This window comes from Kaistia geumhonensis (genome assembly GCF_030815145.1).
Taxonomy (GTDB): Bacteria; Pseudomonadota; Alphaproteobacteria; order Rhizobiales; family Kaistiaceae; genus Kaistia; species Kaistia geumhonensis.
This window is the reverse complement of the sequence record NZ_JAUSWJ010000001.1, coordinates 1696825-1719930: the sequence shown is the minus strand read 5'-3', so window position 1 is coordinate 1719930 and position 23106 is coordinate 1696825. Positions and strand designations below refer to the sequence as shown.

The following is a 23106-nucleotide window of genomic DNA, read 5'->3' as shown; positions in this document are numbered from 1 at the left end:
CGGCAGCTCAGTCGAGCGTGCGCCGGTAGCGGACCAGCGCGATCGCCGCGACGGCCAGCCAGAAGACGGCGAGCGGCCAGACTTCGCCGGCGAGATCGGCCGCTCCGCTTCCCTTCAGCATGATGCCGCGCACCGAGCGGATATAGTGGGTGAGCGGCAGCACCGCGCCGATCAGCTGCGCCCAGTCCGGCATGCCTCGGAACGGGAACATGAATCCCGACAGGAGGATCGACGGCAGGAACCAGAAGAAGGTCATCTGCATGGCCTGCATCTGCGTCCGCGCGATCGTCGAGAACGTGTAGCCGAGCGTGACGCTCGCGCCGATGAAGAGGAACGTCACCGCGACGAGCAGCGCGAGCGAGCCCTGCATGGGCACCTCGAACAGGAGCCGCGCGCAGACGAGGATGATCGCCACCTGCAGCGTGCCGATGCCGATATAGGGCACGATCTTGCCCAGCATGATCTCGAGTGGGGTCGCCGGCGTCGCCATGAGGTTTTCCAGCGTGCCGCGCTCGCGCTCCCGCGTCAGGGCCAGCGCCGTCATCAGGATCGTCGTCATGGTTAGGATCGTGCCGAGGAGGCCCGGCACGATGTTGTAGGCGGTGATGCCCTCGGGGTTGAAGCGCCGGTGGATGACGAGATCGACCGGACTCGGCGTCGGCGCGCTTCCGGCCAGCGGTCCTGCAAGGCTCCTTGCGAGCGCGGCATCGACGATCTGCGACAGCGCGCCGAGCGCATTGGCCGAGGCGGATGGATCGGTGGCATCCGCCTCGACGAGGATCTGCGGGCGCAGGCCACGCGCGAGGTCGCGCTCAAAGCCCGGCGGGAACGAGATGACATAGGCAGCGCTGCCGTCGACCAGTGACGCCGCTCCTTCGCTCTCGCTGGCGAGCCCCGGCCGCAACGCGAAATAGCGCGAGCTGGCGAGCGCCGAGACGACCGCGCGGACATGCGGTCCGTTGTCGGCTGCGGTCACCAGCGTCGGCAGCTCTTTCGGATCGGTGTTGATCGCATAGCCGAACAGGACGAGCTGCATCACCGGGATCGCGAGGATCATGGCGAAGGTCATCCGGTCTCGCCTGAGCTGGATGAACTCCTTGATCATCATTGCGAGGATGCGCGATCCAGACAGTGCCGATGACGCGCTCATGGGCGTCTCCCGGACGGGGTGGAGTCGTCGGCGAGGGCGGCCTGCTGCATCAGCCGGATGAAGACGTCTTCGAGGCCGGTCGAGCCCGTCTCGGCCGTGACGCCGCCGCCCGCCTCGGCAATGGCCGCGTCCACGGCGGCACGGAGGCGCTCCGGGTCCGTGCCGACGACGTGGAGATCGTTGCCGAACGGCGCCACCTGCTCGACACCGTCGCGCCCGCGCACGGCCGCCGCGACGCGCACCACATTGGCCCCCGTGACGACGATGGTCGAAAGGCCCGAGGCGGCGATGACCTCGGCGACCGTGCCGCGGGCCACGATGCGGCCATAGGCGATATAGACGATGCGGTGGCAGCGTTCGGCCTCGTCCATGTAGTGGGTCGAGACGAGCACCGTGAGGCCGTCGGCGGCGAGGCGGTGGATCTCGTCCCAGAACTCGCGCCGCGCCTGCGGATCGACGCCCGCCGTCGGCTCATCGAGCAGCAGCAGCTTCGGCTCGTGCATGACGGATGCGGCGAGCGCCAGCCGCTGCTTCCAGCCGCCGGAGAGCGCGCCGGCCAACTGGTCGCGGCGCCGTTCGAGGCCGAGGCGACGGACCGTCTCCGTGACGCGGGCGCGGCGGTCGGCGAGACCGTAGACGCGCGCCACGAAATCCAGATTCTCGCGGATGGTCAGGTCTTCGTAGAGCGAGAAGCGCTGCGTCATGTAGCCGACCTCGCGCTTGATGCGGGCCGACTGCGTCAGGATGTCGAGGCCGAGGCAGGTGCCCGAGCCGGAGTCGGGCTTCAGCAGCCCGCAGATCATGCGGATGGTGGTCGTCTTGCCGGAGCCATTGGGGCCGAGAAAGCCGACGATCTCGCCACGGCGGACCTCCAGCGCGACATCGTCGACCACCTTGCGGCCAGAATAGCTCTTGGTGAGCCCGCTGATCGCGATGATCGGCGCGTCCTCGCCCGTCACGGCGCGGTGCTCGTGAGCGTCACGTCGACGGGCTGGCCGGGCGTGAGGGACGACGCGCCGGCATCGGGCTTCGCCTCGACGCGCCAGACGAGGCGAGCCCGGCTTTCAGTCGAATAGATGACCGGCGGCGCGAACTCCGCGTTCTCGGCGATGCGCGATATGGTCGCCGTCAGACCTGTCGTGCAGCCGTCGCAGGAGACGGCCACGCGGTCGCCGGGTTGGACGGCGCTCCGCCGAGGCTCCGGCAGGAAGAAGACGATGTGGCGGTTCTCGGGCGGCAGCAGCGAGAGGACGGGGCTGCCGGCTGGCACCATCTCGCCGATGCGAAAGAGGATGTCGTTGATGCGGCCGGCGGCCGGGGCGGTGACGCTGCGTCGCGCAAGCCGCGTCCGGGCGGCCGTCACCGCCGCCTCGCGCGCCGCCAGCGTCGCACGGGCGGCCTCGATGGCGTCCGGCCGTGCCGGCAGCCGCGCGACGTCCAGGTTGCGGGTTGCCGCATCCACGCGGGCATTGGCGGCGTCGAGATCGGCGCGCGCCTGGTCGAGCACGGCGGCCGAGGCGACGGCTCGGGTCTCCAGCGCCTGATTGCGGGTATAGGCCTTCTCGGCGGCGCTCTGCTGCGCCCTGGCCTCGGCGAGGTTCGATTCGAGGACGGCGATCTCCTCCGGCCGGCGGCCGGTCAGAAGATCCTGAAGCGAGGACGCCGCGGCGGCGCGTTCAGCCTCGGCCTGCGCCAGCGCAGCCGTTTCGTCGCGCGTGTCGAGCGCGAAGAGAGCGGCACCCGCCACGACGCTGTCGCCCTTCTCGACATCGAGATGCGTGAGCCGGCCGGCGCTCTCGGGCCCGATATGCAGGAAATCGCCCTCGACATAGCCCTGTAGCGTCGGTGGAGCGGCTTCGCGCGTGCAGGCGGCCAGCGCCAGTGTCACGCCGATGGCCGAGAGGACGCGCACGATCGTCACGGTCGGCCCTCGAGCGGCACGCCGGTGATGCGGTCGATATTGCCGGCGATCAGCGAGGCGATCAGGGCGCGGTCGCCGACGGTGATGGCGTCGCGGCCTGTCAGCCGAAGCACAATCGGCTGCGCGACGCGAAACACCATGGCCTGGCCGAGCAGCGTGAAGACAAGGAAGCCGACCTCGTCGCTGTCCGGGTCGCGGTCCATGAGAACGCCGACGAGCCGCCGCAGGATCGCGTGCATCGGCGTCATGAAGCCGATCAGCGTCTCGAGGACGGGGGAGGGCTCCATCTGCTCGCGGACGATGAAGCGGGCCCAGGCCTCCGCCTCGCGAAGCCCGAGCATGGTGTCGAGATGCGCCTCGGCCATGCCCTGGAGCAGGCGACGCGCAGCCGGCTTGTCGAGCGCGCCGGCGGCGAAGGCCTCGCTGACCCGCGCCGCGGCCGGTCCGAGGCGTTGCTGGATCTCGGCCGTCACATGTTCGGCGACCGCGCGGTGAAGACCTTCCTTGCCGCCGAAATGATAGACGATCGCGGCGAGATTGGCGTCGGCCTGGCGGGCGATCTCCCGCGTCGACGCCGCCTCGAAGCCGAGCCGCCCGAACACGTCGAGCGCCGCCACCATCAGCCGGGCGCGGGTCTCGGCACCGCGATCCTGACGTGCCCGCTGTGCGTGCCGCGACCGCTCCGCCGGTTCGGCGCGAGCCTTGCCGTCCGTTCCGCTCATTGCGAATCCCCTGGGCCCCCGCCCCGGATGCGCCCTGCCGTGGCCGAGCGCACGCAGGTACTCTGGCTGCTCTCGACGATAAAGTCAATCAATCGAATGAATTTATTACATACACCTGGAGGTTTTGCTTGCAGGAGCGGGCGTAAGGATCGACAGTTTGATCTACCGCAAACCGAAGAGGGGCTCTTCGCATGTCGGTCTACCTTCTCGCATTGCTCATCGGTGTGATCGCTGGTCTCAGGGCCATGGCGGCGCCGGCCGGTCTCGCCTGGGGCGCCTGGCTCGGCTGGTACGCCGTCGCTGGAACCTGGGCCTCCTTCATGGCGCACTGGATCGCCGTGCTGGTCTTCTCGATCCTCGCGCTCGTCGAACTGGTCACCGACCAGCTTCCCTCGACGCCGAGCCGCAAGGTGCCGATGCAGTTCGGCGCCCGCATCGTGAGCGGTGCCTTCTGCGGCGCGGTGATCGGCACGGTGGGCGGCTCGCTCGTCGGTGGCCTCGTCGCTGGCGCCATAGGAGCCGTCATCGGCACCCTCGGCGGTGCGGAGATCCGCGGGCGTCTCGCGCGGGCCTTCGGCCGCGACCTGCCGGCCGCGCTGATCGAGGACGTCGTCGCCGTCGTCGGCGCGCTCGCCATCGCGGCCGCCGTCTGATGGCGCGGCACTTCGACGCCATCATCATCGGCGCCGGGCAGGCCGGCATTCCGCTCGCCGGCCGCCTCAGCGCCGCCGGCCAGAAGGTGGCGCTGATAGAACGCCATCTCGTCGGCGGCACCTGCGTCAACACCGGCTGCACACCGACCAAGACGCTGGTCGCCAGCGCCGAGGCGATCCATACCGCCCGCCGGGGCGCCGACTACGGCTTCACGGTCGGCGGGCCGGTGATGGTCGATTTCCCGGCCGTGATGGCGCGCAAGGACGCCGTCGTCGCGAAGTCGCAGCAGGGGCTCGCCGGCTGGATCGGCGGCATGGAGAACTGCACTCTGATCGAGGGCCACGCGCGCTTCGAGACGGCGCAGAGCGTCCGCGTCGACGACGAACTTCTGCAGGCAGGTCGCATCTTCATCAATGCCGGCGGCCGGGCGGCGGTGCCCGAGCTGCCGGGCGTGCATGACGTGCCCTTCCTCACCAACACCTCGATCCTGCAGCTCAAGGAATTGCCGCGTCATCTCGCCATCGTCGGCGGCAGCTATATCGGGCTCGAATTCGGCCAGATCTTCCGCCGCCTCGGCTCCGAGGTGACGATCATCGAGAAGGGCTCACGGCTGATCGCGCGCGAGGACGAGGACGTCTCCGAGGAAGTGAAGGGAATCCTGGAAGGAGAGGGCATCGGGTTCCGGCTCGATGCCGAATGCATCAGCCTCCATTCCCGTCCTGATGGCGGCGTCACCGTGGGGGTGGATTGCCGCAGCGGCGAGCGGGAGGTGCATGCCTCGCATGTGCTGCTCGCTGTCGGACGGCGGCCGAACACCGACGATCTCGGCCTCGACCGTGCCGGCGTCGCAACCGATGAGCGCGGCTTCATCGCGGTCGACGACCGGCTCGAGACCAGCGTGCCGGGCATCTTCGCGCTCGGCGACTGCAATGGCCGCGGCGCCTTCACCCATACCTCCTACAACGATTTCGAGATCGTCGCCGCCAACCTGCTCGATGGCGACGATCGCCGCGTCTCCGACCGGCACGAATGCTATGCGCTCTATGTCGATCCCCCGCTCGGCCGCGTCGGCATGACGGAGGCGGCGGTCAGGAAGAGCGGGCGCAAGGCGCTGATCGGCACGCGGCCGATGTCGCGCGTCTCCCGCGCCACGGAAAAGGGCGTCAGCCAGGGCTTCATCAAGATCCTGGTTGATGCCGAGACCGGGCGGTTTCTCGGCGCCTCGATCCTCGGCGTCGGCGGCGACGAGGTCGTGCACTCGATCCTGAACCTCATCTATGCCGATGCGCCCTACACGGTGATGGCTCGCTCGGTCCCGATCCATCCGAATGTCTCGGAACTGCTGCCGACCATCGTTCAGGGGCTCACGCCACTGGAGTGACAGGCCGTGGGCCGTCAGATCCGGTCCCGCAGCGCATACCAGCTCATGCCCGCGACGAGGGCCGGCCAGCGCAGCAGCTTGCCGCCGGGGAAGCGGGGGCAGGGCAGGGCGGCAAAGCTGTCGAGCCGTCCGGGATTGCCGAGGATCGCCTCGGCGATGATCTTGCCCCCGAACGGCGCGAGCGCGACGCCCTGTCCGGAATAGCCCGAGGCGGCATAGATGCCGGGTCGGATGCGGCGCAGGAAGGGCAGCCGGTTCACGGTCACCGCCAGCGTGCCGCCCCAGGCATGGTCGATCCGGGTAGCGGCGAGCGAGGGATAGACCTTGAGCAGATGCCGCCGCACGAAGGCGAAGATGTCGGCGGGATCCTGCCGCGAATAGGTCTCGCCGCCGCCGAAGAGAATGCGCCCGTCGCCGGTCGGCCGCCAGTAATAGACGACGAAGCGGGAATCCGACACGGCCTCGCCGCCGGGGATGAGGCCGCCCGGCCTGCCGGCGCCGATCGGCTCGGTGGTGAGGATGTAGTTCTTGATCGGCATCGCCCGCGTCTCCGTCTCCTCGTCGATGCCGTCGAGGAGGCCGTTGCCGGCGAGGACGACGATGTCGGCGTGGATGGTGCCGCGTTTTGTCACGAGGGCGGGCTTGATGCCGGGATCGAGCCGGATCGCCGTCGTGTTCTCATGGATGCTGGCGCCGGCGCGCGCCGCGGCGCGGGCGAGTCCTTGCGCGAATTTGAGCGGATGCAGATGTCCGGCCGTCCGGTCGTAGCGGCCGCCGAAATAGGCGTTGCTGCCGATCATCGCCGCGAGGCGCTCGGGCTCGATCCATTCGGCGGGTTCGTAGCCGTAATCCGTGTTCAGGTGATCGACATAGGCGCGTTCCTCGGCGACGAGCCGGCGCTTGTGCACCGCCTCGACGAGGCCTGGGCGCCATTCCGCATCGATATCGTGGCGCGCGATCAGCTCGTGGACGAGCGCTTTCGCCTCTTCCGCGAGGTTCCAGAGTTCATGGGCCGCCGGCCGGCCCAGCCGCCGCTCCAGCCATTCCTGGTCGCGCCGCTGGCCCGTATGGAGCTGCCCGCCATTGCGGCCCGAAGCGCCGGACCCGACCTTGCCGGCCTCGACCAGCACCGTCTCGATGCCGGCCTCGGCGAGATGCAGCGCCGCGGAAAGGCCGGTGAAGCCGCCGCCGACGATCGCGACATGCGCCTTGCGGTCGCCGTCTAGCGGGGCGAAGGCGAGCGACGGGTCGGCCGTCTCGGCATACCAGGAGGGGGCGTGCGCCGCCGTCATGCGGCGGGGCCGCGCACAAGTTCGTCGCGGCTCTTCACGAAGCGCAGTTGTCCGTCCGGCATCAACCCGTCGTGGCGCCAGCCAAGATGCGCGTAGAAACCGTGCGCACGCAGCCCCTCGACCGCGCCGGCTTCGAGCCAGACGTCGCGACAGCCGGCCTCAAAAAGGAAGCGTTCGGCCTTCGCCATCAGCAGGCGCCCGAGACCCATACCCTCGTAATCGGGGAGCACGAACATCGCGAAGATGCAGCCCGCCTCGGCCTCCGCGATCGAGATGCCGGCATCGACGCCGTCGACGCTGGCGATGAAGCCGCGCCCGGTGGTGGTGATGACGCGCGCGATAACCTCGGGCGTGATGCCATAGTCCGCCATCCGTTCCAGCGACATGTGGTTCTCGCGCACGCTGGTGCGGATGGCGTTGAGGATCGGGACCTCGTTGGCCGTGGCGACACGGATCGCGACGGTCATTTGAGGCCGAGCCGCTTCACTTCGGCCAGCGTATCGTCGAGCGTCTTGCGGGCGGTCGCGACCAGATAGTCGGCTTCCTCGTGCGACAGCGTGAAGGGCGGCGACAGGATCAGCGAATCGCGGACAGCGCGCATCACGAGGCCGTTGCGGAAAGAGAAGTCGCGGGCAATCGTGCCCACCTTGCCGGTATCGGGGAACGCGCTCTTGCGCGATGGCTTGTCGGGAACGAGTTCCAGCGCGCCCATCAGGCCAGTCATCCGCGCCTCGCCGACGAGCGGATGCTCGCCGAGCGCCCGCCAGCGCTCCTGAAGATAGGGGCCGATATCGTCGCGCACGCGCTCGACGAGCCTGTCATCCTCGATGATCCGGAGATTCTCGAGCGCCGCCGCCGCTGCCACCGGATGGGCGGAATAGGTGAAGCCGTGGTTGAACTCGCCGCCCGGCCCGATCAGCACCTCGGCGACCTTGTCGGAGACCATGACGCCGCCGATCGGCAGATAGCCGGAGGACAGGCCCTTGGCGATCGGCATCAGATCGGCCTCGATGCCGAAGGTTTCGGAACCGAACCAGTTGCCGGTGCGGCCGAAGCCGGTGATGACCTCGTCGGCGACGAGCAGGATCTCGCGATCCTTCAGGATGCGCGCGATCTCCGGCCAGTAGGTGGCGGGCGGGATGATGACGCCGCCGGCGCCCTGGATCGGCTCCGCGATGAAGGCGCCGATCCGGTCCTCGCCGATCTCGTCGATCGCCGTTTCGAGGGCGCGGGCCGCGGCAACGCCGAATTCGTCCGGCGTCATGTCGCCGCCCTCGCCGAACCAGTAGGGCTGGGCGATGTGATGGATGTCGGGGATCGGCAGGCCGCCCTGCGAATGGATCGGCTTCATGCCGCCGAGGCTGCCGCCGCCCATGGTCGAGCCATGATAGGCGTTCCAGCGCGCGACGATCACCGTCTTCCGAGGCTTGCCGAGCGTCGCCCAATAATGCCGCACCATGCGGATGACGGTGTCGTTGGCCTCGGAGCCGGAATTGACGAAGAAGACATGGTTGAACTGCGTCGGCGTCAGGCGGGCGAGAGTCTCGGCGAGCGCCACGGCCGGCGGATGCGTCGTCTTGAAGAAGGTGTTGTAGTAGGAGATCTCCGCCATCTGGCGCTGGATGGCGTCGGCAATCTCCTTGCGGCCGTGGCCGATATTGACGCACCAAAGGCCCGCCATGCCGTCGAGGATGCGGTTGCCGTCGCTGTCGTAGATCCACGACCCCTCGCCGCGAACGATGACGCGGCTGCCTTCGGCATTGAGCGACTTCATGTCGGAGAAGGGATGGATGTGGTGCGCCGCATCGCGGGCGCGATAGTCGGCGGTGAGGTTGGATAGCGTCATTCTGCCCATCTTCCGTCATGGCCGGCATGGCCCGGCAATCCAGCCCGCCGTCGCGCGTCCGGCGGGGCCGCGGCCGGCTCCGGCTCGGCCGTCCCGTGTGGCGGCACGATATCCGCTACACGTTCAGGAGCAGGAACTCGCGCTCCCAAGGGCTGATCACCTGCATGAAGGTCTCGTATTCCGCCTGCTTGATCGCCCTGTAGGTCGAGACGAAGCGCTTGCCGAAGATCTCGACCAGTTCCTCGCATTCCTCGAACAGCGACACCGCCTCGAGGATCGAGCGCGGCAGGTCGATCTCGTCCGAATTGGCCGAGCCTGTCACCGGTTCTCCGGGCTTCAGCCCTTCGACGAGGCCGAGATAGCCGCAGGCAAGCGAGGCGGCGATCGCGAGATAGGGATTGGCGTCGGAGGAGGGCAGGCGGTTCTCGAGCCGCCGACCCGCCGCGCTCGAATTCGGCACGCGCAGCCCGACCGTCCGGTTGTCGTAGCCCCATTGCGTGTTCACCGGCGCCGAGGACGAGCGCACCAGCCGCCGGTAGGAGTTCACATAGGGCGCCAGCATGCACATCACGGCCGGCAGGTATTTCTGCGAGCCGCCGATGAAGGCGAAGAAATGCTCGGTCGGGTCGCCGTCCTCGTCGGAGAAGATGTTGCGGCCGGTCTGGATGTCGACGACCGACTGGTGGATATGCATCGCCGATCCCGGCTCGCGCGACATCGGCTTCGCCATGAAGGTGGCGTACATGTCGTGCCTGAGCGCGGCCTCGCGCAGCGTGCGCTTGAAGAGGAACACCTGGTCGGCCAGCGTCAGCGGATCGCCGTGCAGGAGATTGATCTCCATCTGCGCGGCGCCTTCCTCGTGGATCAGCGTGTCGATCTCGAGGCCCTGCGCTTCCGAGAAGTCGTAGATGTCGTCGAAGAGATCGTCGAACTCGTTGATCGCGGCGATGGAATAGGACTGCCGCGCCGCCTCCGGCCGGCCGGAGCGGCCCGTCGGCGGCTCGAGCTGGTAGTCAGGATCGGTGTTCGGCTTGACGAGGTAGAACTCGATCTCCGGCGCCACGACCGGCTTCCACCCCTGCCGCTGGTAGAGATCGACCATGCGCCGCAGCACCTGGCGTGGCGCCGTCTCCACGGGGCGGCCGTCGCGATGATAACCGTCATGGATGACCTGCGCCGTCGGATCGTTCTCCCAGGGAACGATGGCGAGTGTCGAGAAGTCCGGCTCGAACAGGATGTCCTGGTCGGCGGCGTCGTTCTCGTAGTCGCTGTCGTCGGGCGGGTAGTCCCCGGTGATCGTCTGGGTCAGGATCGAGCCCGGCATCGACATGGTCGGACCGGCGAGGAACTTGCCGACCGGCATCATCTTGCCGCGGGCGACACCGGCCTGGTCAGGCACGATGCACTCGATATCCTCGATCCCTCTCGCCTTAAGCCATTCACGGGCCTCGTCCAGCGAGGCGGCGCCGCGGCGCGCGTCCTCGCGCGCTTTCACGGGCCTTTTCCTTTTGCTCACGGTATCCCCTCGGCGTATCGCCATAAGGCGCCAAGTGTGGCAAGCCGCCGGGGGAAGTCAACTGCGGCGGCTGCGACGAGAGCGACGCGCGGGCTCCCGAATAATCAGTTGAGTGCGACGGAAATCGCTCATAACGTCGCGCAATTAGGCATGCTCAGGGGGCAGTCACTATTCGGCGTGCGCAGGGAATGTGGGCACGCTCACGATGGAGAGGGAAAGGGTCTATGACGAAGTTTTCCGGACGGATCGCACTCGCGGCCGCCCTTCTGGCCGGCTCGGCCCTGTCCGCTTTCGCGGCGGACAAGGAAATCCACGTCTATAACTGGTCGAACTATATCGACGATTCCATCCTCCAGGATTTCACCAAGGAAACCGGCATCAAGGTCGTCTACGACGTCTATGATGCGATGGAGACGCTGGAAGCGAAGATGTTCGCCGGCCGCTCGGGCTACGACATCGTCGTGCCGACCGACCGCAACATGCAGGTCATGATCGAGGCCGGCATCTTCCAGCCGCTCGACAAGGCGAAGATCCCGAACCTCAAATACAACTGGCCGGAGATCTACCAGCGCCTCGCGACCTATGATCCCGACAACGCCCATGCCGTGAACTATATGTGGGGCACGACCGGCCTCGGCTATGACAAGGTCAAGATCGACAAGGCGATGCCGAACGCGCCGGTCGATTCCATGGACATGATCTTCAAGCCGGAAGTGGCGGCGAAGTTCAAGGATTGCGGCATCTATGTGCTGAACTCCGCCGAGGACGTGATGCCGGCGGCGCTCAACTATCTCGGGCTCGATCCGAACTCGAAGAATGTCGAGGACTTCCAGAAGGCCGCCGACCTCCTCATGAAGGTGCGGCCTTATATCCGCAAGTTCGACTCCTCGCTGATCAACCCGCTGGCGACCGGCGAGGCCTGCCTCGTCTTCTCTTATTCGGGCGACATCCTGCAGGCGCGCGACAGCGCCAAGGAAGGCGTCGACGTGAAGTACTCGATCCCGAAGGAGGGCGCGCTGCTCTGGATGGATTCGATGGTCGTCCCCAAGGACGCGCCGAATCCGGAAGGCGCCTTTGCCTTCATCGACTACATCCAGCGGCCGGAGGTGATCGCCAAGGCGACCAACTTCGTGAAGTACCCGAACGGCAATCTCGAGTCGCAGAAGTACGTAGATCCGGCGATCCTCAACGACCCGACCATCTATCCGGTCCCGGAGACGATGAAGCATCTCTACACGACGACGCCGAACAGCGAAGAGGTTCAGGACAAGCTGACCGAGCTGTGGCAGAAGGTCCAGGCAGGCCAGTAGGCCCCTGGTGAAAAACGGCCGTCCGCCCCGGCGGGCGGCCTTTCGATGCAACGACGTCGCGAAGGGGGTTGAGCGATGGTGGGTCCCGCGATCGGTCCGGTTCGGCGTGCCTTTGCGCCGTGGAATGACCCGTCCGCCAAGCCCTTCATCGAATTCCGCAACGTCACGAAGCGGTTCGGCGATTTCGTCGCGGTCAAGGATCTCTCGCTCAAGATCTACGAGCGCGAGTTCTTCGCCCTGCTCGGCCCGTCGGGCTGCGGAAAGACGACACTGATGCGCATGCTCGGCGGCTTCGACGAGCCGACCGAGGGCAGCATCCTCCTCGAAGGCAAGGACCTCGTCGGCATCCCGCCCTATCGGCGGCCGACCAACATGATGTTCCAGTCCTATGCGCTGTTCCCGCATATGACGGTGGCCGACAATATCGCCTTCGGCCTGAAGCAGGCCGGTATGCCGAAGCCGGATATCCAGAGCCGCGTCGACGAGATGCTGGCGCTCGTCAAGCTCGAGAAGTTCGCCCGCCGCAAGCCGCACCAGCTCTCCGGCGGCCAGCGCCAGCGCGTCGCGCTCGCCCGCTCGCTCGCCAAGAAGCCCAAGGTCCTGCTGCTCGACGAGCCGCTTGGCGCGCTCGACAAGAAGCTGCGCGAGGAAACGCAGTTCGAGCTCATGGACCTGCAGATGAAGCTCGGCATGACCTTCCTGATCGTCACGCACGACCAGGAAGAGGCGATGACCGTCGCCGACCGCATCGCCGTCATGAACAACGGCGTCATCGTGCAGGTGGCGACGCCGGCCGAGATCTACGAGCAGCCGAATTCGCGCTACGTGGCCGACTTCATCGGCGACATCAATCTCATCGAGGGCAAAGTGGCCGAGGCGTCGGAGGGCAGCGCGAAGCTCGCCTGCGCCGCGACCGGCGCCACGGTCGCGGTCAACCAGACGCTTTCCGCGTCGATCGGCGACGAGGCCTGGTTCGCGATCCGGCCGGAAAAGATGCGCATCTCGCGTGACGCGCCGGCCGATACCTCGGTCAACGCGCTCTCCGGCGAGGTCTGGGACATCGGCTATCTCGGCGACGTCTCGATCTACCATGTCCGCCTGCCGACGGGCGCGACCGTGAAGGCGACGATCACCAATGCCACCCGTCTGGTCGAGCGGCCGATCAGCTGGGAAGACAAGGTCTGGCTGACCTGGTCGCGCGACGCCGGCGTCGTGCTGACGCGCTAGGCGAGACGGGGGCGGACGCGATGGCGGCGGAAGCGAAGGACCGGTCGGGAAAGCTGAGATGGCTGCTGGTCGCCATCCCCTTTGCCTGGCTGCTGATCTTCTTTCTCATCCCCTTCTTCAACGTCCTCAAGCTTTCCTTCTCGACGCGGGCCCGGGCGTTGCCGCCCTACAAGCCGGTCTTCGACTTCGCCGACGGCATCGCGGGCTTCTTCGCCAAGCTCCAGCAGCTGACGCTCGCCAACCACCTGTCGCTCTTCACCGACCCGCGCTATGTCGAGGCCTATCTCTCGAGCCTCAAGATCGCGGCGATCTCGACGGTCCTCATTCTCCTCGTCGCCTATCCGATCGCCTATGGCATGGCCCGCGCGCCGCGCGAGTGGCGGTCGATGCTGGTGATGATGGTCATCCTGCCGTTCTGGACCTCGTTCCTGATCCGCGTCTATGCCTGGATCGGCATCCTCGGCAACGAAGGCCTCCTCAACGGCTTCCTGCTCTGGCTCGGCGTCATTGACCAGCCGATCACGATCCTGACGACGGACTGGGCCGTCTATATCGGCATCGTCTATTCCTATCTGCCCTTCATGATCCTGCCGCTCTACGCGACGCTGGAGAAGATGGACGAGACGCTGCTGGAAGCCGCCGCCGATCTCGGCTGCCCGCCGATCGAGGCGTTCTGGAAGATCACCTTCCCGATCTCGCTGCCGGGCGTGGTCGCGGGCTGCTTCCTCGTCTTCATCCCGATCACCGGCGAGTTCGTGATCCCCGAGCTTCTCGGCGGATCGGGCACCAAGATGATCGGCAAGACGCTCTGGTACGAGTTCTTCAACAACCGCAACTGGCCGCTCGCATCGGCGGTCGCGGTCGTGCTGCTGCTGATCCTGGTGGTGCCGATCGTCCTCTTCCAGAACGCGCAGAAGGCGAGCGAAGCGAAATGAGGAACGCGCGATGAGAAAGGGCCAGAGCTGGTTCAATACCACCTCCGTCGCGCTGGGATTTGCCTTCCTCTACGCGCCGATCGTCATCCTCGTCATCTATTCCTTCAACGATTCCAAGCTCGTCACGGTCTGGGGCGGCTTCTCGACGCGCTGGTATGTCGAGCTGCTGAACGACCAGGCGATGCTCGACGCCGCCTGGATCACGCTGCGCCTCGCCCTTCTTTCCGCGACTCTGGCGACCGTTCTGGGCACGCTCGCCGCGATCACCATGGTTCGGTTCGGCCGCTTTCTCGGCCGCTCGCTCTTTTCCGGCATGATCTATGCGCCGCTGGTGATGCCCGACGTGATTACCGGCCTGTCGCTGCTGCTCCTTTTCGTCTCGATCGACATCGACCGTGGCTTCTGGACGGTGACGCTGGCGCATACGACGCTGACCATGTGCTTCGTCGCCGTCGTCGTGCAGTCGCGGCTCGTCGTGTTCGACCGAAGCCTGGAGGAAGCGGCGCTCGATCTCGGCTGCCCGCCCTTCAAGACGTTCTTCGTCATCACGCTGCCGCTGATCCTGCCGGCCGTCGTCGCAGGTTGGATGCTGGCCTTCACGCTGTCGCTCGACGATCTCGTCATCGCCAGCTTCACGACCGGACCGGGCGCGACGACGCTGCCGATGAAGATCTTCAGCCAGGTGAAGTTCGGCGTGACGCCGGAGATCAACGCCATCAGCACCATCCTCATCACGATCGTCGCGATCGGCGTCATCGCGGCGTCGCTGTTCAACAAGCGGCGCGAGGTCGAGCGGCAGAAGGCCGAACGGCTGGCGATGCAGGGCTGAGCCGGATAAATCATCCGGGTAATATTGACGGACGTGTTTCATCCGGGTAAAAGCCCGGACAAACACGGAGACATGTCATGACGCCCGATCCCAACCGCACCTGCACCGCCTTCTGCGGCCTGAAGCGCATCGCCTCGGGGCTGCTCGGGGATGTGGTCACCGCGGCCAAGGCGGCGCTCGATCGCGGCGAGACGGGCGCCATCGCCATTTTCGACGACGAGACCAGCCGGCCGATCGAGGTCGACTTCCGCGGCTCGGTCGAGGAGGTGAGGGCCCGCCTGACGCTCGGCGCGCCGGAGGCGGAGGCGCCGCGCGGCCCCGGCCGTCCGAAGCTCGGCGTGGTCGCCCGCGAGGTGACGCTGCTGCCACGGCATTGGGACTGGCTGGCGGCGCAGCCGGGCGGCGCCTCGGTGGCGCTGCGCCGGCTGGTCGAGGCAGCCCGGCGCGACGGCGATGGCGAAAGCCGTGTCCGTCTCTCGCAGGAGGCGGCCAACCGCTTCATGACGGCGATGGCCGGCGACCGCCCCGGCTTCGAGGAAGCGGGCCGCGCCCTCTTCGCCCGTGATCGCGCGCGCTTCCATGCCGAGACGGAGTTGTGGCCGGAAGACATCCGCGACCATGCGCGCCGCCTCGCCGAACCTGCCCTGCAGGAAGGATGACGACGTGGCCCGCGCGCCGACGCTGCTCCCGGAAGGTCCGCTCTGGCGGGCCTTCCTTCTCTTTCTCATCCCGATGATCGCCTCCAACGTCCTGCAGGCGCTGTCGGGCACGATCAACAATGTCTATCTCGGCCAGATGATCGGCGTGGAGGCGCTCGCCGCCGTCTCCGCCTTCTTCCCGATCCTGTTCCTCTTCATCTCCTTCATCATCGGCCTCGGCAGCGGCGCCTCGGTGCTGATCGGCCAGGCCTTCGGCGCGCAGAAATTCGACGAGGTGAAGCGCGTCGCCGGCACGACGCTGGCCGTCGCCATCCTGTTCGGCCTGCTCGTCGCCGCCTTCGGCGGGCTCTTCACCGGGCGCCTGCTGGCGGTCGTCGGCACGCCGGCCGACATCCTTCCATCTGCCACCGGCTATGCGCGCATCATGCTGGTCGCCATGCCCGGCCTCTTCGTGTTCCTTCTCTTCACCGCCATGCTGCGCGGCGTCGGCGATACGGTGACGCCGCTCTATGCGCTGGCGCTCTCGACCGCGATCGGCCTCGTCGTCACGCCGATGCTGATCCGCGGCAGCTTCGGCCTGCCGAAGCTCGGCGTCGAAAGCGGCGCCGTCGCCTCGATCCTCTCCTTCCTGCTAGCACTGGTCTGGCTCGCCTGGTTCCTGCGCCGTCGTCGCCATCCGCTGGCGCCGGACGCGACCTTGCTTCGTGGCCTCGTCATCGACCGCGCCATCCTCGTCGCGGTGCTGAAGATCGGCCTGCCCTCGGGCGTCCAGCTCATCCTCGTCTCGCTGTCGGAGGTCGCGGTGCTGGCGCTGGTCAATTCCTTCGGCTCCCAGGCGACCGCCGCCTATGGCACCGTCAACCAGGTCGTGAGCTATGTGCAGTTCCCAGCCATCTCGATCGCCATCACCGCCTCGATCCTCGGCGCGCAGGCGATCGGCGCCGGCCGCGCCGACCGCCTCGGCCAGATCACGCGCACCGGCCTCGTCATGACGCTCGTCGTCAGCGGATCGCTGGTGCTTCTCGCCTATCTCTTCTCGCGGCGGATCATCGGCTTCTTCATCACCGATCCGGCCGTCATCGAACTGGCGCAGCGTCTGCTGCACATCACGCTGTGGAGCTATGTGCTGTTCGGCCTCGCGGCGGTCGTCGCCGGCGTGATGCGGGCGAGCGGCACCGTGCTGGTGCCGACGGCGATCGCGATCGTCGCCATCGTCGGCATCGAGGTTCCCGTCGCCTATGCGCTGGCGCCGCGGCTCGGCATCGATGGTGTCTGGATCGCCTATCCCGTCGCCTTCGCCGCCATGCTGGCGATGCAGTCGGCCTATTACTGGTTCGTCTGGCGCAAGAAGCCGATCAAGCGGCTCATCTGATCATCCGCCACGGCGCGGCTGCGGGCCGATCCTGGCGCGGAGGTCAGGCGATGCGCCGTCGAGCGTGTCGAGGATCGCGGCGTCGCCGAGTTCGGACAGGGCATTGATGCGCTGGCGCAGGGTCGCGAGCGCCGATGCGACGCCAGCGCGGTCATAAGGCTCGGCGCGCATTGCCGCGATCACCGCCTGACGGGCCTGGCGCACCGAGGCCACCGCCGCCTTCAGGTTCGGCGCGTCGGATTTGAGGCGGTCCGACACCTCGGCGCGCAGCGGCGGCGGCAGCAGCCGCGTACCGACGACGGAGATGCGCTCGGCCGGCGCCGGCCGCGGCCGCTCGGTGCTGCGCGCGACGAGGAAGCCGATCAGCACGCAGTTGACCATGAGCGACAGTGCCAGCACCGCGAGCGCGGCGATGGCCGGGCGGCCGGTGAGGGTCACATCAGGCCTCCGAGATCGGTATCGTTGACGGCCATGTAGACCGTATCCGTGCCGTCGTCGTCATCAGGCGGCGGCAGCGCAATGCCGAGCGCGAAGCCGAGTACCAGCGAAGCGGCGAGCGCGGCGCCGCCGAAAGCCGCGAGGCGCGGCCAGGACGGCATCACGACGCCGGCCCGTGCCTTGGGGGTGGACCCCGCGCGGCCGGCGAGCGGCGGCAGAGGACCGCCCGGCTGCATCAGGCCGGCAACGGCCCGGTCGACCGAGGCTGCAGCCTCGAGCAGGGCGCGCGCCTCGGCGCTTTCCGCGATCAGCCGCTCGGCCGCGACCCTTTCGGCGGCCGGCCAGCGCCCGATCGTCGCTCCACGGCGGTCGAGCGCCGCGGCGAAATCCACGAGCCGCATGGGTCCCGTCTCGTCGCTGGTCATGATGGCTCCGCCTTTCCCTTTGCCTCGACTGCCCCGGCCCGCTTCATCGCCGCAAGGCGGAGCGCGCGCCGCGCCCGCACCAGAAGCTGCTCCGCCGCTCCGACCGAGAGGCCGAGCGCCTCGGCGATTGACGCCGTGCTCGCCTCGTCGTCGGCGGCGAGCAGGATAGCCGCCCGCTGGCGTGGCGGAAGAGCCTCGAGATCGGCCCTGACCGCGGCGATCTCAGACCGGGCACTCGCCGTCTGCTCCGGATCGGGCAGGTCGTCGGCCGTGTCCGGGGCGCTGTCGAGGCCGATAAAACGCAAAAAGCGTGCGCGCCGCGCCCGGTCGATGGCCCGGTTGACGACGACGCGGGTCAGCCAGGCGCCGATCGCGCCGCGCTCGGGATCGAGGCGATCCGCCTGACGCCACAGCGCGATGAACGCATCCTGCACCAGATCGTCGCCCTCGTCGTTACGGCCCAGCATGCGGCGCGCCAGCATTCTGAGCCGCGTCGCATGCCGCTGCATCAGCATGTCGATCGCCCGCCCGTCCCCGGCCTTCAGCCGGGCGACGAGCGCGCGCTCGATGTCGTCTGCCTGATCGCTGGTCTTGTCCGTCATCGGCCGTGCGCCGCCCTCCGCGCGACCCGGCAGGCAGGATAGGGCAGGTTGCCGCCCAAGGCGAAGGGCAGTCTGCCGCCCGGGGCGAGGGGCAGGTCGCCGCTGAGGGCGAGAGGCGGCCTGCCCGGTCATCGCCGCGTCCGATCAGTTCGGGACGGAAGCGCCCCGCTTGCGGGCCGCCGCGAAGAACTCGTCCTTCGTGATGCTGCCGTTCTTGTCCGCATCGGCGCGGCCGATCATCGGCATGGGTTGCTTCAGGAACTCGACCACGGTGATCTCGGTGACGCCGTCCGTGAAGCCGAGACGCTCGAGCGCGCGCTCCTGCCGCTGCTCCCGGCGCTCGGCGCGGCGCTGCTCGCGCTCCGCCTTTCCGGCCTCGCCGCCCTTGCCGGCCTCGCCCCTGGCTTCCATGGCCTTGCCGCCATGGCGATGCTTGCCGCCGTGGCCGGCGCCCTTCATTCCCGCCAGCGCCTCGTCGCGCGTCAGCTTGCCGTCGCCATTGGCGTCGAGCGAGGCGAACCGCGCGGTGCGATAGGCGGTGATCTCGGCCGCGTCGATCACGCCGTCGCCGTTGCGATCGAGATACCAGAACATCATCTGCGCGCGCGGCGAAGCCGTGGCGGCGGGTGCCGGATCGGTCGCGGCGGCGGCAGGAAGCGCCAGCACCGGAGCAAGGGCAAGGGTGGTGGCGAGAAGCAGGGTCTTCATGGGGTGGAACTCCTGGAACCGAGGTCGCCGACGGCGTCCTTCACCCCCTTCACGAACGGCCGCCGTGCTCCCTACGCGACCGGTGCGTTTTTTTCTTCACGGCGTCGGGACGGCTGGTGCGACGACGGGATGGCTCCAGCTGCCCGTGATCTCGAAGGGAAGGCTTGCCGGCGGTGAGCGGCGCCCGGCGAGCTCGACGGTCCCCCGCGCGCGGATGTCCGGACCGCCGAGGCTTGCCTCGGCCGCCATCTCGGCGCTGTACCCGGCTCCGGTGACGGTAAGCGCCGGCGCCGAGATGGTCGGCCCGGTAATCGAGAGGTCGGCCCGGGCCGCGGTAAAGGCGGTGCTGCCGTTGAAGAGCCGTCCCATCAGCGTCGGGATCGCGGCATTGCCGGCCGTCAGCACCGAAAGATCGATGCCCCGGATTGTGCCTCGCGCGATCGATGCGCTGCCGCGTCCGGTCAGCGAGGCCACCAGCGCGTTCCAGCTTTCGCCCCGTCCCTGCAGGCTGAGCGTGCCGCTGAGGCTGCCTTCGATGGCATTGATGCCCGCTAGTTCGCCCAGCGCCGTCTTGAGCGCCAGACCGTCGACGCGCGCCTGCAGGCTTCCAGAGGGCGCGTCGCCCTGCATTTCCGATGAGAAGCTGGCCGTCAGCCGTCCACCATAGAGCTGCATGTCGCCGATGGCGAGGTCGAGCCGGCCGTCACGCAGCGCCAGAGAGGCCGCCACGCGGCTTGTCGCCCCGCCCACGAGCCGGAGCTGGTCGGCCGAGATCCGGACGTCCGCATCGATCCTGTCGAGCTTCGGCCAGTCGAGCGGAGCGTCGGGCGCGAGGCGCGAGGTATCAATGATCGCGCGCACCGCGTCGATCGTGTTGCCGACATCGAGCGCGTCGAAGGCCAGCGTCGCCTGCACGGCCGGCCGGTCGCCGCCGAGCGCCAGCGACAGCGCGCCGACGCCCTCGTTGCCGTTCACGGTGAGCGCCACGTCGCCGAGCGTCAGCGCACCGCGGGCGAAGCCGGCGCTGGAGGCGATCGACGCCGCGCCGATCCGTGGCATGCGGCCAGTCGGCAGGCCAAAAAGCTGCGCGAGCTCGGTGACGGACGATGTCGAGAGAGAGAGCTGGCCGTTGGCCGCGAGGCCGTCGAGCTGCCGGACGCTGCCGTCATACGTGCCGCGCAGCACGTTGGATTCGAGCACGATCCGCGCATTCGCCGCTTCGCCGGCGATGAGCGCGCCCGGCGAATCGAGCGCCGCGTAAAGGACGAAAGGCTGGTCCTGCCAGCGTGCCGAACCCTGGATGCTGGCAGCACGGCGCAGATCCGGCAATTCCAGCGTCGCGTTGATCGCCGTGAGCGAGGCACCGAGGCCGGTGGCGTCGTCATAGTCCAGCGTGCCGTCGACGATGGTCAACTGGCGCAGGGGCGAGGTCGCGTCGAGGCCGCTCGGATAGTCCCAGTTGGTGGTGCCGTCGGCGGCCCGGCTGACGCGGAAATGCGGCTTGCGGAAGGTGAAGGAGCTGGGCTCGATCCGCCCGCGGAAGATGAGCGGCAGCAGCGGCACCTGCGCCCGGAGCGCGTCCATGTCGACGAGCAGCGTGCCGTCGCGCGCGGATTCGATGCGGGCCTTCGGGAAGGTGACAGTGAGGAAGGGCGTGAAGGCAACCTCGGGGGTGCCTTCGAAAGTCATGCTCCGCCCGCTCCAGCCGGCGATCTCGCGCGACATCGAGCGCCGCACCACCTCGATCGAGACGAGGCGGGGGGCGAACAGCAAGAAGGCGACGCCGAGCACCGCGACAAGGGCGAGGATCGGCGCGACCCATCGGACGAGAATGGTGGATGCGCGTCCCATCTCTTGATTGCCGGCTCCGCGAAGTGCCTTTCGGATAGGCAGAATTGCCGGTTGCCGCAAGGGACAATCGCATCGCTGCTTTCCGCGTGACAGCCATTTCCGCCGCCGCTATCCATTCTTTCATGGCGGCGCCGCCGCGCCGCAGCATCGGGAGAGCGCGGGCGGATGACTGACGGGATCGCGGCTGCAACGGACACCCCGCTCTGGGTTCCCTCGAAGGCGTCTCTCGCCACCCATCCGATGACCCGCTTCCGCGAGGAAGCGGCGCTGAGGAGCGGCCAGCCGCTGGGCGACTATGATGCGCTGCATCGCTGGTCGGTCGAGGATCGGGCCGCGTTCTGGGATCTCGTCTGGGACTTCTGCGGCGTCGTCGGCGACAAGGGCGACATCGGCCTTCTTGATGGCGACCGCATGCCGGGCGCGCGCTTCTTTCCCGACGCCTCGCTCAATTTCGCCGAGAACCTCTTGAAGAGGCGCGGAAGCGGCGATGCGCTCGTCTTCTGGGGCGAGGATCGCGTCAAGCGCCGCATGAGCTGGGACGACCTCGCCGCATTGGTCTCGCGCCTGCAGCAGGCCATTATGGCGGCGGGCGTCAAGGCTGGCGACCGTGTCGCCGCCATGATGCCGAACCTGCCGGAGACGATCGCCGCGATGCTCGCGGCCGCCTCGATCGGCGCTGTGTGGTCGTCCTGTTCGCCGGATTTCGGTCCACGCGGCGTGCTCGACCGGTTCGGCCAGATCGAGCCGACGGTCTTCATCGCCTGCGACGGCTACTACTACGGCGGCAAGGTCATCGACATCGCCGGCAAGCTGGCCGAGATCGTGCCGGCGCTGCCGACGGTCCGCAAGGTCGTGATCGTGCCCTATATCGGCACCGCGGAGGCGACCGCGGCGATGCTGCCGCGCGCTGAAACGCTCGACGCCTTCATCGCCCCCTTCGCCGCGAGGGAGGTCGAGACAAGGCCGCAGCCCTTCGCGCACCCGCTCTACATCATGTTCTCGTCGGGAACGACCGGCATCCCGAAATGCATCGTGCATTCGGCCGGCGGCACGTTGTTGCAGCATCTGAAGGAGATCCATCTCCATTGCGGCATCGGCGACGGCGACCGGCTGTTCTACTTCACCACCTGTGGCTGGATGATGTGGAACTGGCTCGCCTCCGGCCTCGCGACGGGCGCGACGCTGCTGCTCTATGACGGCTCGCCCTTCCATCCGGACGGCAACATCCTGTTCGACTATGCGGCAGTCGAGCGGATGACGATGTTCGGTACCTCGGCGAAGTTCATCGACAGCGTCCACAAGGCCGGCCTCAAGCCCGGCGAAACGCACGACCTCTCGGCGCTTAGGGTCATCACCTCCACCGGCTCGCCGCTGGCGCCGGAGAGCTTCTCCTTCGTCTATGAGGCCATCAAGCGCGACGTCCATCTCGCCTCGATCTCGGGCGGAACCGACATCGTCTCATGCTTCGTGCTCGGCATTCCTGACAAGCCGGTCTGGAAGGGCGAGATCCAGGGGCCGGGCCTCGGACTCGCCGTCGATGTGTGGAGCGAGGACGGGAAGCATCTCGACAGCGGCAAGGGCGAACTCGTCTGCACCAAGCCCTTCCCCTCGATGCCGGTCGGCTTCTGGAACGATCCCGACGGCGCGCGCTATCACGCCGCCTATTTCGAGCGCTTCGAAAATGTCTGGTGTCATGGCGACTTCGCGGAATGGACGCGCCATGGCGGCCTCGTAATCCATGGCCGCTCGGATGCGACGCTCAATCCCGGCGGTGTGCGCATCGGCACGGCGGAGATCTACAACCAGGTCGAACAGATACCGGACGTCCTCGAGGCTCTGGCGATCGGGCAGGACTGGGACGGCGACGTGCGCGTGGTGCTCTTCGTCCGGCTCCGGCCCGGGCTCAAGCTCGACGACGCCCTGCAGCAACTCATCCGCACCCGCATCCGCACCGGCTGCACGCCCCGCCATGTTCCGGCGCGCATCGTGGCCGTCGTCGATATCCCGCGCACCAAGTCGGGCAAGATCGTCGAACTCGCCGTACGCGAGGTGGTGCATGGCCGCCCCGTCAAGAACCAGGAGGCGCTGGCCAATCCCGAGGCGCTGGCGCTCTTCCGCGAACTGCCGGAACTGGCGGTCTGAGCGCGGCGGGATGGTTGACGAATCGTAAACAGATAGATCGGATTATCGGGTTTGAAGAAAATCACCCGTTAATTGCGAACTAAACTGTAGAAGTTCGATTAAGTTCTCGTTTACGGTTGCGGTTCG

At 67.7% G+C, this 23106-nt stretch carries 22 protein-coding genes; 9 read left to right on the top strand and 13 right to left on the bottom strand.

Annotated elements, in window-relative coordinates; all coding sequences use genetic code 11:
* Positions 1-7: 7 nt before the first annotated feature.
* Genes QO015_RS08175 through QO015_RS08160 form a run of 4 tightly spaced genes read right to left on the bottom strand, consistent with a single transcriptional unit; the run spans position 8 to position 3793 of the window.
* Positions 8-1150 carry an ABC transporter permease gene (locus QO015_RS08175; RefSeq protein ID WP_266280162.1) on the bottom strand — a complete coding sequence of 381 codons (1143 nt, stop codon included), beginning with the start codon at positions 1148-1150 and terminating at the stop codon, positions 8-10.
* Entirely contained in the window at positions 1147-2109 is a 963-nt protein-coding gene (locus tag QO015_RS08170) for an ABC transporter ATP-binding protein (RefSeq protein ID WP_266280163.1), read from the bottom strand. Before QO015_RS08170 ends, QO015_RS08175 begins: the two co-directional genes overlap by 4 nt.
* Positions 2106-3071, bottom strand: a complete 966-nt coding sequence (locus QO015_RS08165) for an HlyD family secretion protein (protein WP_266280165.1) — start codon at positions 3069-3071, stop codon at positions 2106-2108. Before QO015_RS08165 ends, QO015_RS08170 begins: the two co-directional genes overlap by 4 nt.
* Positions 3068-3793: a CerR family C-terminal domain-containing protein gene (locus QO015_RS08160; protein WP_266280167.1), complete on the bottom strand. Its 726-nt coding sequence runs from the start codon at positions 3791-3793 to the stop codon at positions 3068-3070. The genes QO015_RS08165 and QO015_RS08160 overlap by 4 nt, the downstream gene beginning before the upstream one ends.
* A gap of 191 nt (positions 3794-3984) precedes the next feature.
* On the opposite strand from QO015_RS08160, the gene QO015_RS08155 reads away from it, so the two are divergent.
* Positions 3985-4446 (top strand): DUF4126 domain-containing protein, encoded by a 462-nt coding sequence (locus tag QO015_RS08155; protein WP_266280169.1) that lies wholly within the window; start codon positions 3985-3987, stop codon positions 4444-4446.
* Complete coding sequence (locus tag QO015_RS08150) at positions 4446-5828, top strand: FAD-containing oxidoreductase (RefSeq protein WP_266280171.1); 1383 nt, start codon at positions 4446-4448, stop codon at positions 5826-5828. Before QO015_RS08155 ends, QO015_RS08150 begins: the two co-directional genes overlap by 1 nt.
* Before the next feature lie 14 nt (positions 5829-5842).
* Here the strand turns inward: QO015_RS08150 and QO015_RS08145 are convergent, their stop codons facing one another.
* From QO015_RS08145 to QO015_RS08130, 4 genes are all read right to left on the bottom strand, one after another.
* Positions 5843-7120, bottom strand: a complete 1278-nt coding sequence (locus tag QO015_RS08145) for an NAD(P)/FAD-dependent oxidoreductase (RefSeq protein WP_266280173.1) — start codon at positions 7118-7120, stop codon at positions 5843-5845.
* Positions 7117-7587 carry a GNAT family N-acetyltransferase gene (locus QO015_RS08140; protein WP_266280174.1) on the bottom strand — a complete coding sequence of 157 codons (471 nt, stop codon included), beginning with the start codon at positions 7585-7587 and terminating at the stop codon, positions 7117-7119. The genes QO015_RS08145 and QO015_RS08140 overlap by 4 nt, the downstream gene beginning before the upstream one ends.
* Entirely contained in the window at positions 7584-8966 is a 1383-nt protein-coding gene (locus tag QO015_RS08135; RefSeq protein ID WP_266280175.1) for an aspartate aminotransferase family protein, read from the bottom strand. Before QO015_RS08135 ends, QO015_RS08140 begins: the two co-directional genes overlap by 4 nt.
* Before the next feature lie 115 nt (positions 8967-9081).
* Positions 9082-10482 carry a glutamine synthetase family protein gene (locus tag QO015_RS08130; protein WP_266280176.1) on the bottom strand — a complete coding sequence of 467 codons (1401 nt, stop codon included), beginning with the start codon at positions 10480-10482 and terminating at the stop codon, positions 9082-9084.
* 224 nt (positions 10483-10706) lie between these two features.
* On the opposite strand from QO015_RS08130, the gene QO015_RS08125 reads away from it, so the two are divergent.
* The 6 genes from QO015_RS08125 (at position 10707) to QO015_RS08100 (ending at position 16814) form a co-directional block, all read left to right on the top strand.
* Positions 10707-11792 (top strand): polyamine ABC transporter substrate-binding protein, encoded by a 1086-nt coding sequence (locus QO015_RS08125; RefSeq protein WP_266280177.1) that lies wholly within the window; start codon positions 10707-10709, stop codon positions 11790-11792.
* Between the two features lie 75 nt (positions 11793-11867).
* Positions 11868-13019: an ABC transporter ATP-binding protein gene (locus QO015_RS08120; protein ID WP_266280179.1), complete on the top strand. Its 1152-nt coding sequence runs from the start codon at positions 11868-11870 to the stop codon at positions 13017-13019.
* Positions 13020-13039: 20 nt separating this feature from the next.
* Complete coding sequence (locus tag QO015_RS08115; protein WP_266280180.1) at positions 13040-13954, top strand: ABC transporter permease subunit; 915 nt, start codon at positions 13040-13042, stop codon at positions 13952-13954.
* A 10-nt stretch (positions 13955-13964) separates the two neighbouring features.
* Positions 13965-14783, top strand: coding sequence for an ABC transporter permease subunit (locus tag QO015_RS08110; protein WP_266280181.1), 819 nt, complete (start codon positions 13965-13967; stop codon positions 14781-14783).
* Between the two features lie 77 nt (positions 14784-14860).
* A complete protein-coding gene (locus tag QO015_RS08105; protein ID WP_266280182.1) occupies positions 14861-15442 on the top strand; it encodes a DUF2239 family protein in 582 nt (193 codons plus the stop codon).
* Positions 15443-15515: 73 nt separating this feature from the next.
* Entirely contained in the window at positions 15516-16814 is a 1299-nt protein-coding gene (locus QO015_RS08100; protein ID WP_266282406.1) for an MATE family efflux transporter, read from the top strand.
* On the opposite strand, the gene QO015_RS08095 is transcribed toward QO015_RS08100, so the two are convergent.
* The 5 genes from QO015_RS08095 to QO015_RS08075 form a co-directional block, all read right to left on the bottom strand.
* Complete coding sequence (locus QO015_RS08095; protein ID WP_266280184.1) at positions 16815-17252, bottom strand: periplasmic heavy metal sensor; 438 nt, start codon at positions 17250-17252, stop codon at positions 16815-16817.
* Positions 17249-17677, bottom strand: coding sequence for a hypothetical protein (locus QO015_RS08090; protein WP_266280186.1), 429 nt, complete (start codon positions 17675-17677; stop codon positions 17249-17251). Before QO015_RS08090 ends, QO015_RS08095 begins: the two co-directional genes overlap by 4 nt.
* Positions 17674-18279, bottom strand: coding sequence for an RNA polymerase sigma factor (locus QO015_RS08085; protein ID WP_266280187.1), 606 nt, complete (start codon positions 18277-18279; stop codon positions 17674-17676). The genes QO015_RS08090 and QO015_RS08085 overlap by 4 nt, the downstream gene beginning before the upstream one ends.
* Positions 18280-18423: 144 nt before the next feature.
* Positions 18424-18987: an EF-hand domain-containing protein gene (locus tag QO015_RS08080; protein ID WP_266280189.1), complete on the bottom strand. Its 564-nt coding sequence runs from the start codon at positions 18985-18987 to the stop codon at positions 18424-18426.
* A gap of 96 nt (positions 18988-19083) precedes the next feature.
* On the bottom strand, positions 19084-20838 hold the full coding sequence (locus QO015_RS08075; protein WP_266280191.1) for an AsmA family protein: 1755 nt from the start codon (positions 20836-20838) through the stop codon (positions 19084-19086).
* A 165-nt stretch (positions 20839-21003) separates the two neighbouring features.
* Between QO015_RS08075 and QO015_RS08070 the strand changes: the two genes are divergently transcribed.
* The gene (locus QO015_RS08070) at positions 21004-22980 is read left to right on the top strand and encodes an acetoacetate--CoA ligase (RefSeq protein WP_266280192.1); all 1977 of its coding nucleotides are present in this window, start codon (positions 21004-21006) and stop codon (positions 22978-22980) included.
* Positions 22981-23106 lie beyond the last annotated feature (126 nt).

Bases quoted from the DNA above. Each gene is read 5' to 3' on its own strand.
- QO015_RS08085 (WP_266280187.1), bottom strand. From the start codon at position 18,279: ATGACGGACAAGACCAGCGATCAGGCAGACGACATCGAGCGCGCGCTC.
- QO015_RS08070 (WP_266280192.1), top strand. From the start codon at position 21,004: ATGACTGACGGGATCGCGGCTGCAACGGACACCCCGCTCTGGGTTCCC.
- QO015_RS08155 (WP_266280169.1), top strand. From the start codon at position 3,985: ATGTCGGTCTACCTTCTCGCATTGCTCATCGGTGTGATCGCTGGTCTC.
- QO015_RS08150 (WP_266280171.1), top strand. From the start codon at position 4,446: ATGGCGCGGCACTTCGACGCCATCATCATCGGCGCCGGGCAGGCCGGC.
- QO015_RS08100 (WP_266282406.1), top strand. From the start codon at position 15,516: ATGATCGCCTCCAACGTCCTGCAGGCGCTGTCGGGCACGATCAACAAT.
- QO015_RS08160 (WP_266280167.1), bottom strand. From the start codon at position 3,793: ATGAGCGGAACGGACGGCAAGGCTCGCGCCGAACCGGCGGAGCGGTCG.
- QO015_RS08105 (WP_266280182.1), top strand. From the start codon at position 14,861: ATGACGCCCGATCCCAACCGCACCTGCACCGCCTTCTGCGGCCTGAAG.
- QO015_RS08080 (WP_266280189.1), bottom strand. From the start codon at position 18,987: ATGAAGACCCTGCTTCTCGCCACCACCCTTGCCCTTGCTCCGGTGCTG.
- QO015_RS08115 (WP_266280180.1), top strand. From the start codon at position 13,040: ATGGCGGCGGAAGCGAAGGACCGGTCGGGAAAGCTGAGATGGCTGCTG.
- QO015_RS08075 (WP_266280191.1), bottom strand. From the start codon at position 20,838: ATGGGACGCGCATCCACCATTCTCGTCCGATGGGTCGCGCCGATCCTC.
- QO015_RS08135 (WP_266280175.1), bottom strand. From the start codon at position 8,966: ATGACGCTATCCAACCTCACCGCCGACTATCGCGCCCGCGATGCGGCG.
- QO015_RS08145 (WP_266280173.1), bottom strand. From the start codon at position 7,120: ATGACGGCGGCGCACGCCCCCTCCTGGTATGCCGAGACGGCCGACCCG.
- QO015_RS08140 (WP_266280174.1), bottom strand. From the start codon at position 7,587: ATGACCGTCGCGATCCGTGTCGCCACGGCCAACGAGGTCCCGATCCTC.
- QO015_RS08175 (WP_266280162.1), bottom strand. From the start codon at position 1,150: ATGAGCGCGTCATCGGCACTGTCTGGATCGCGCATCCTCGCAATGATG.
- QO015_RS08090 (WP_266280186.1), bottom strand. From the start codon at position 17,677: ATGACCAGCGACGAGACGGGACCCATGCGGCTCGTGGATTTCGCCGCG.
- QO015_RS08110 (WP_266280181.1), top strand. From the start codon at position 13,965: ATGAGAAAGGGCCAGAGCTGGTTCAATACCACCTCCGTCGCGCTGGGA.
- QO015_RS08125 (WP_266280177.1), top strand. From the start codon at position 10,707: ATGACGAAGTTTTCCGGACGGATCGCACTCGCGGCCGCCCTTCTGGCC.
- QO015_RS08120 (WP_266280179.1), top strand. From the start codon at position 11,868: ATGGTGGGTCCCGCGATCGGTCCGGTTCGGCGTGCCTTTGCGCCGTGG.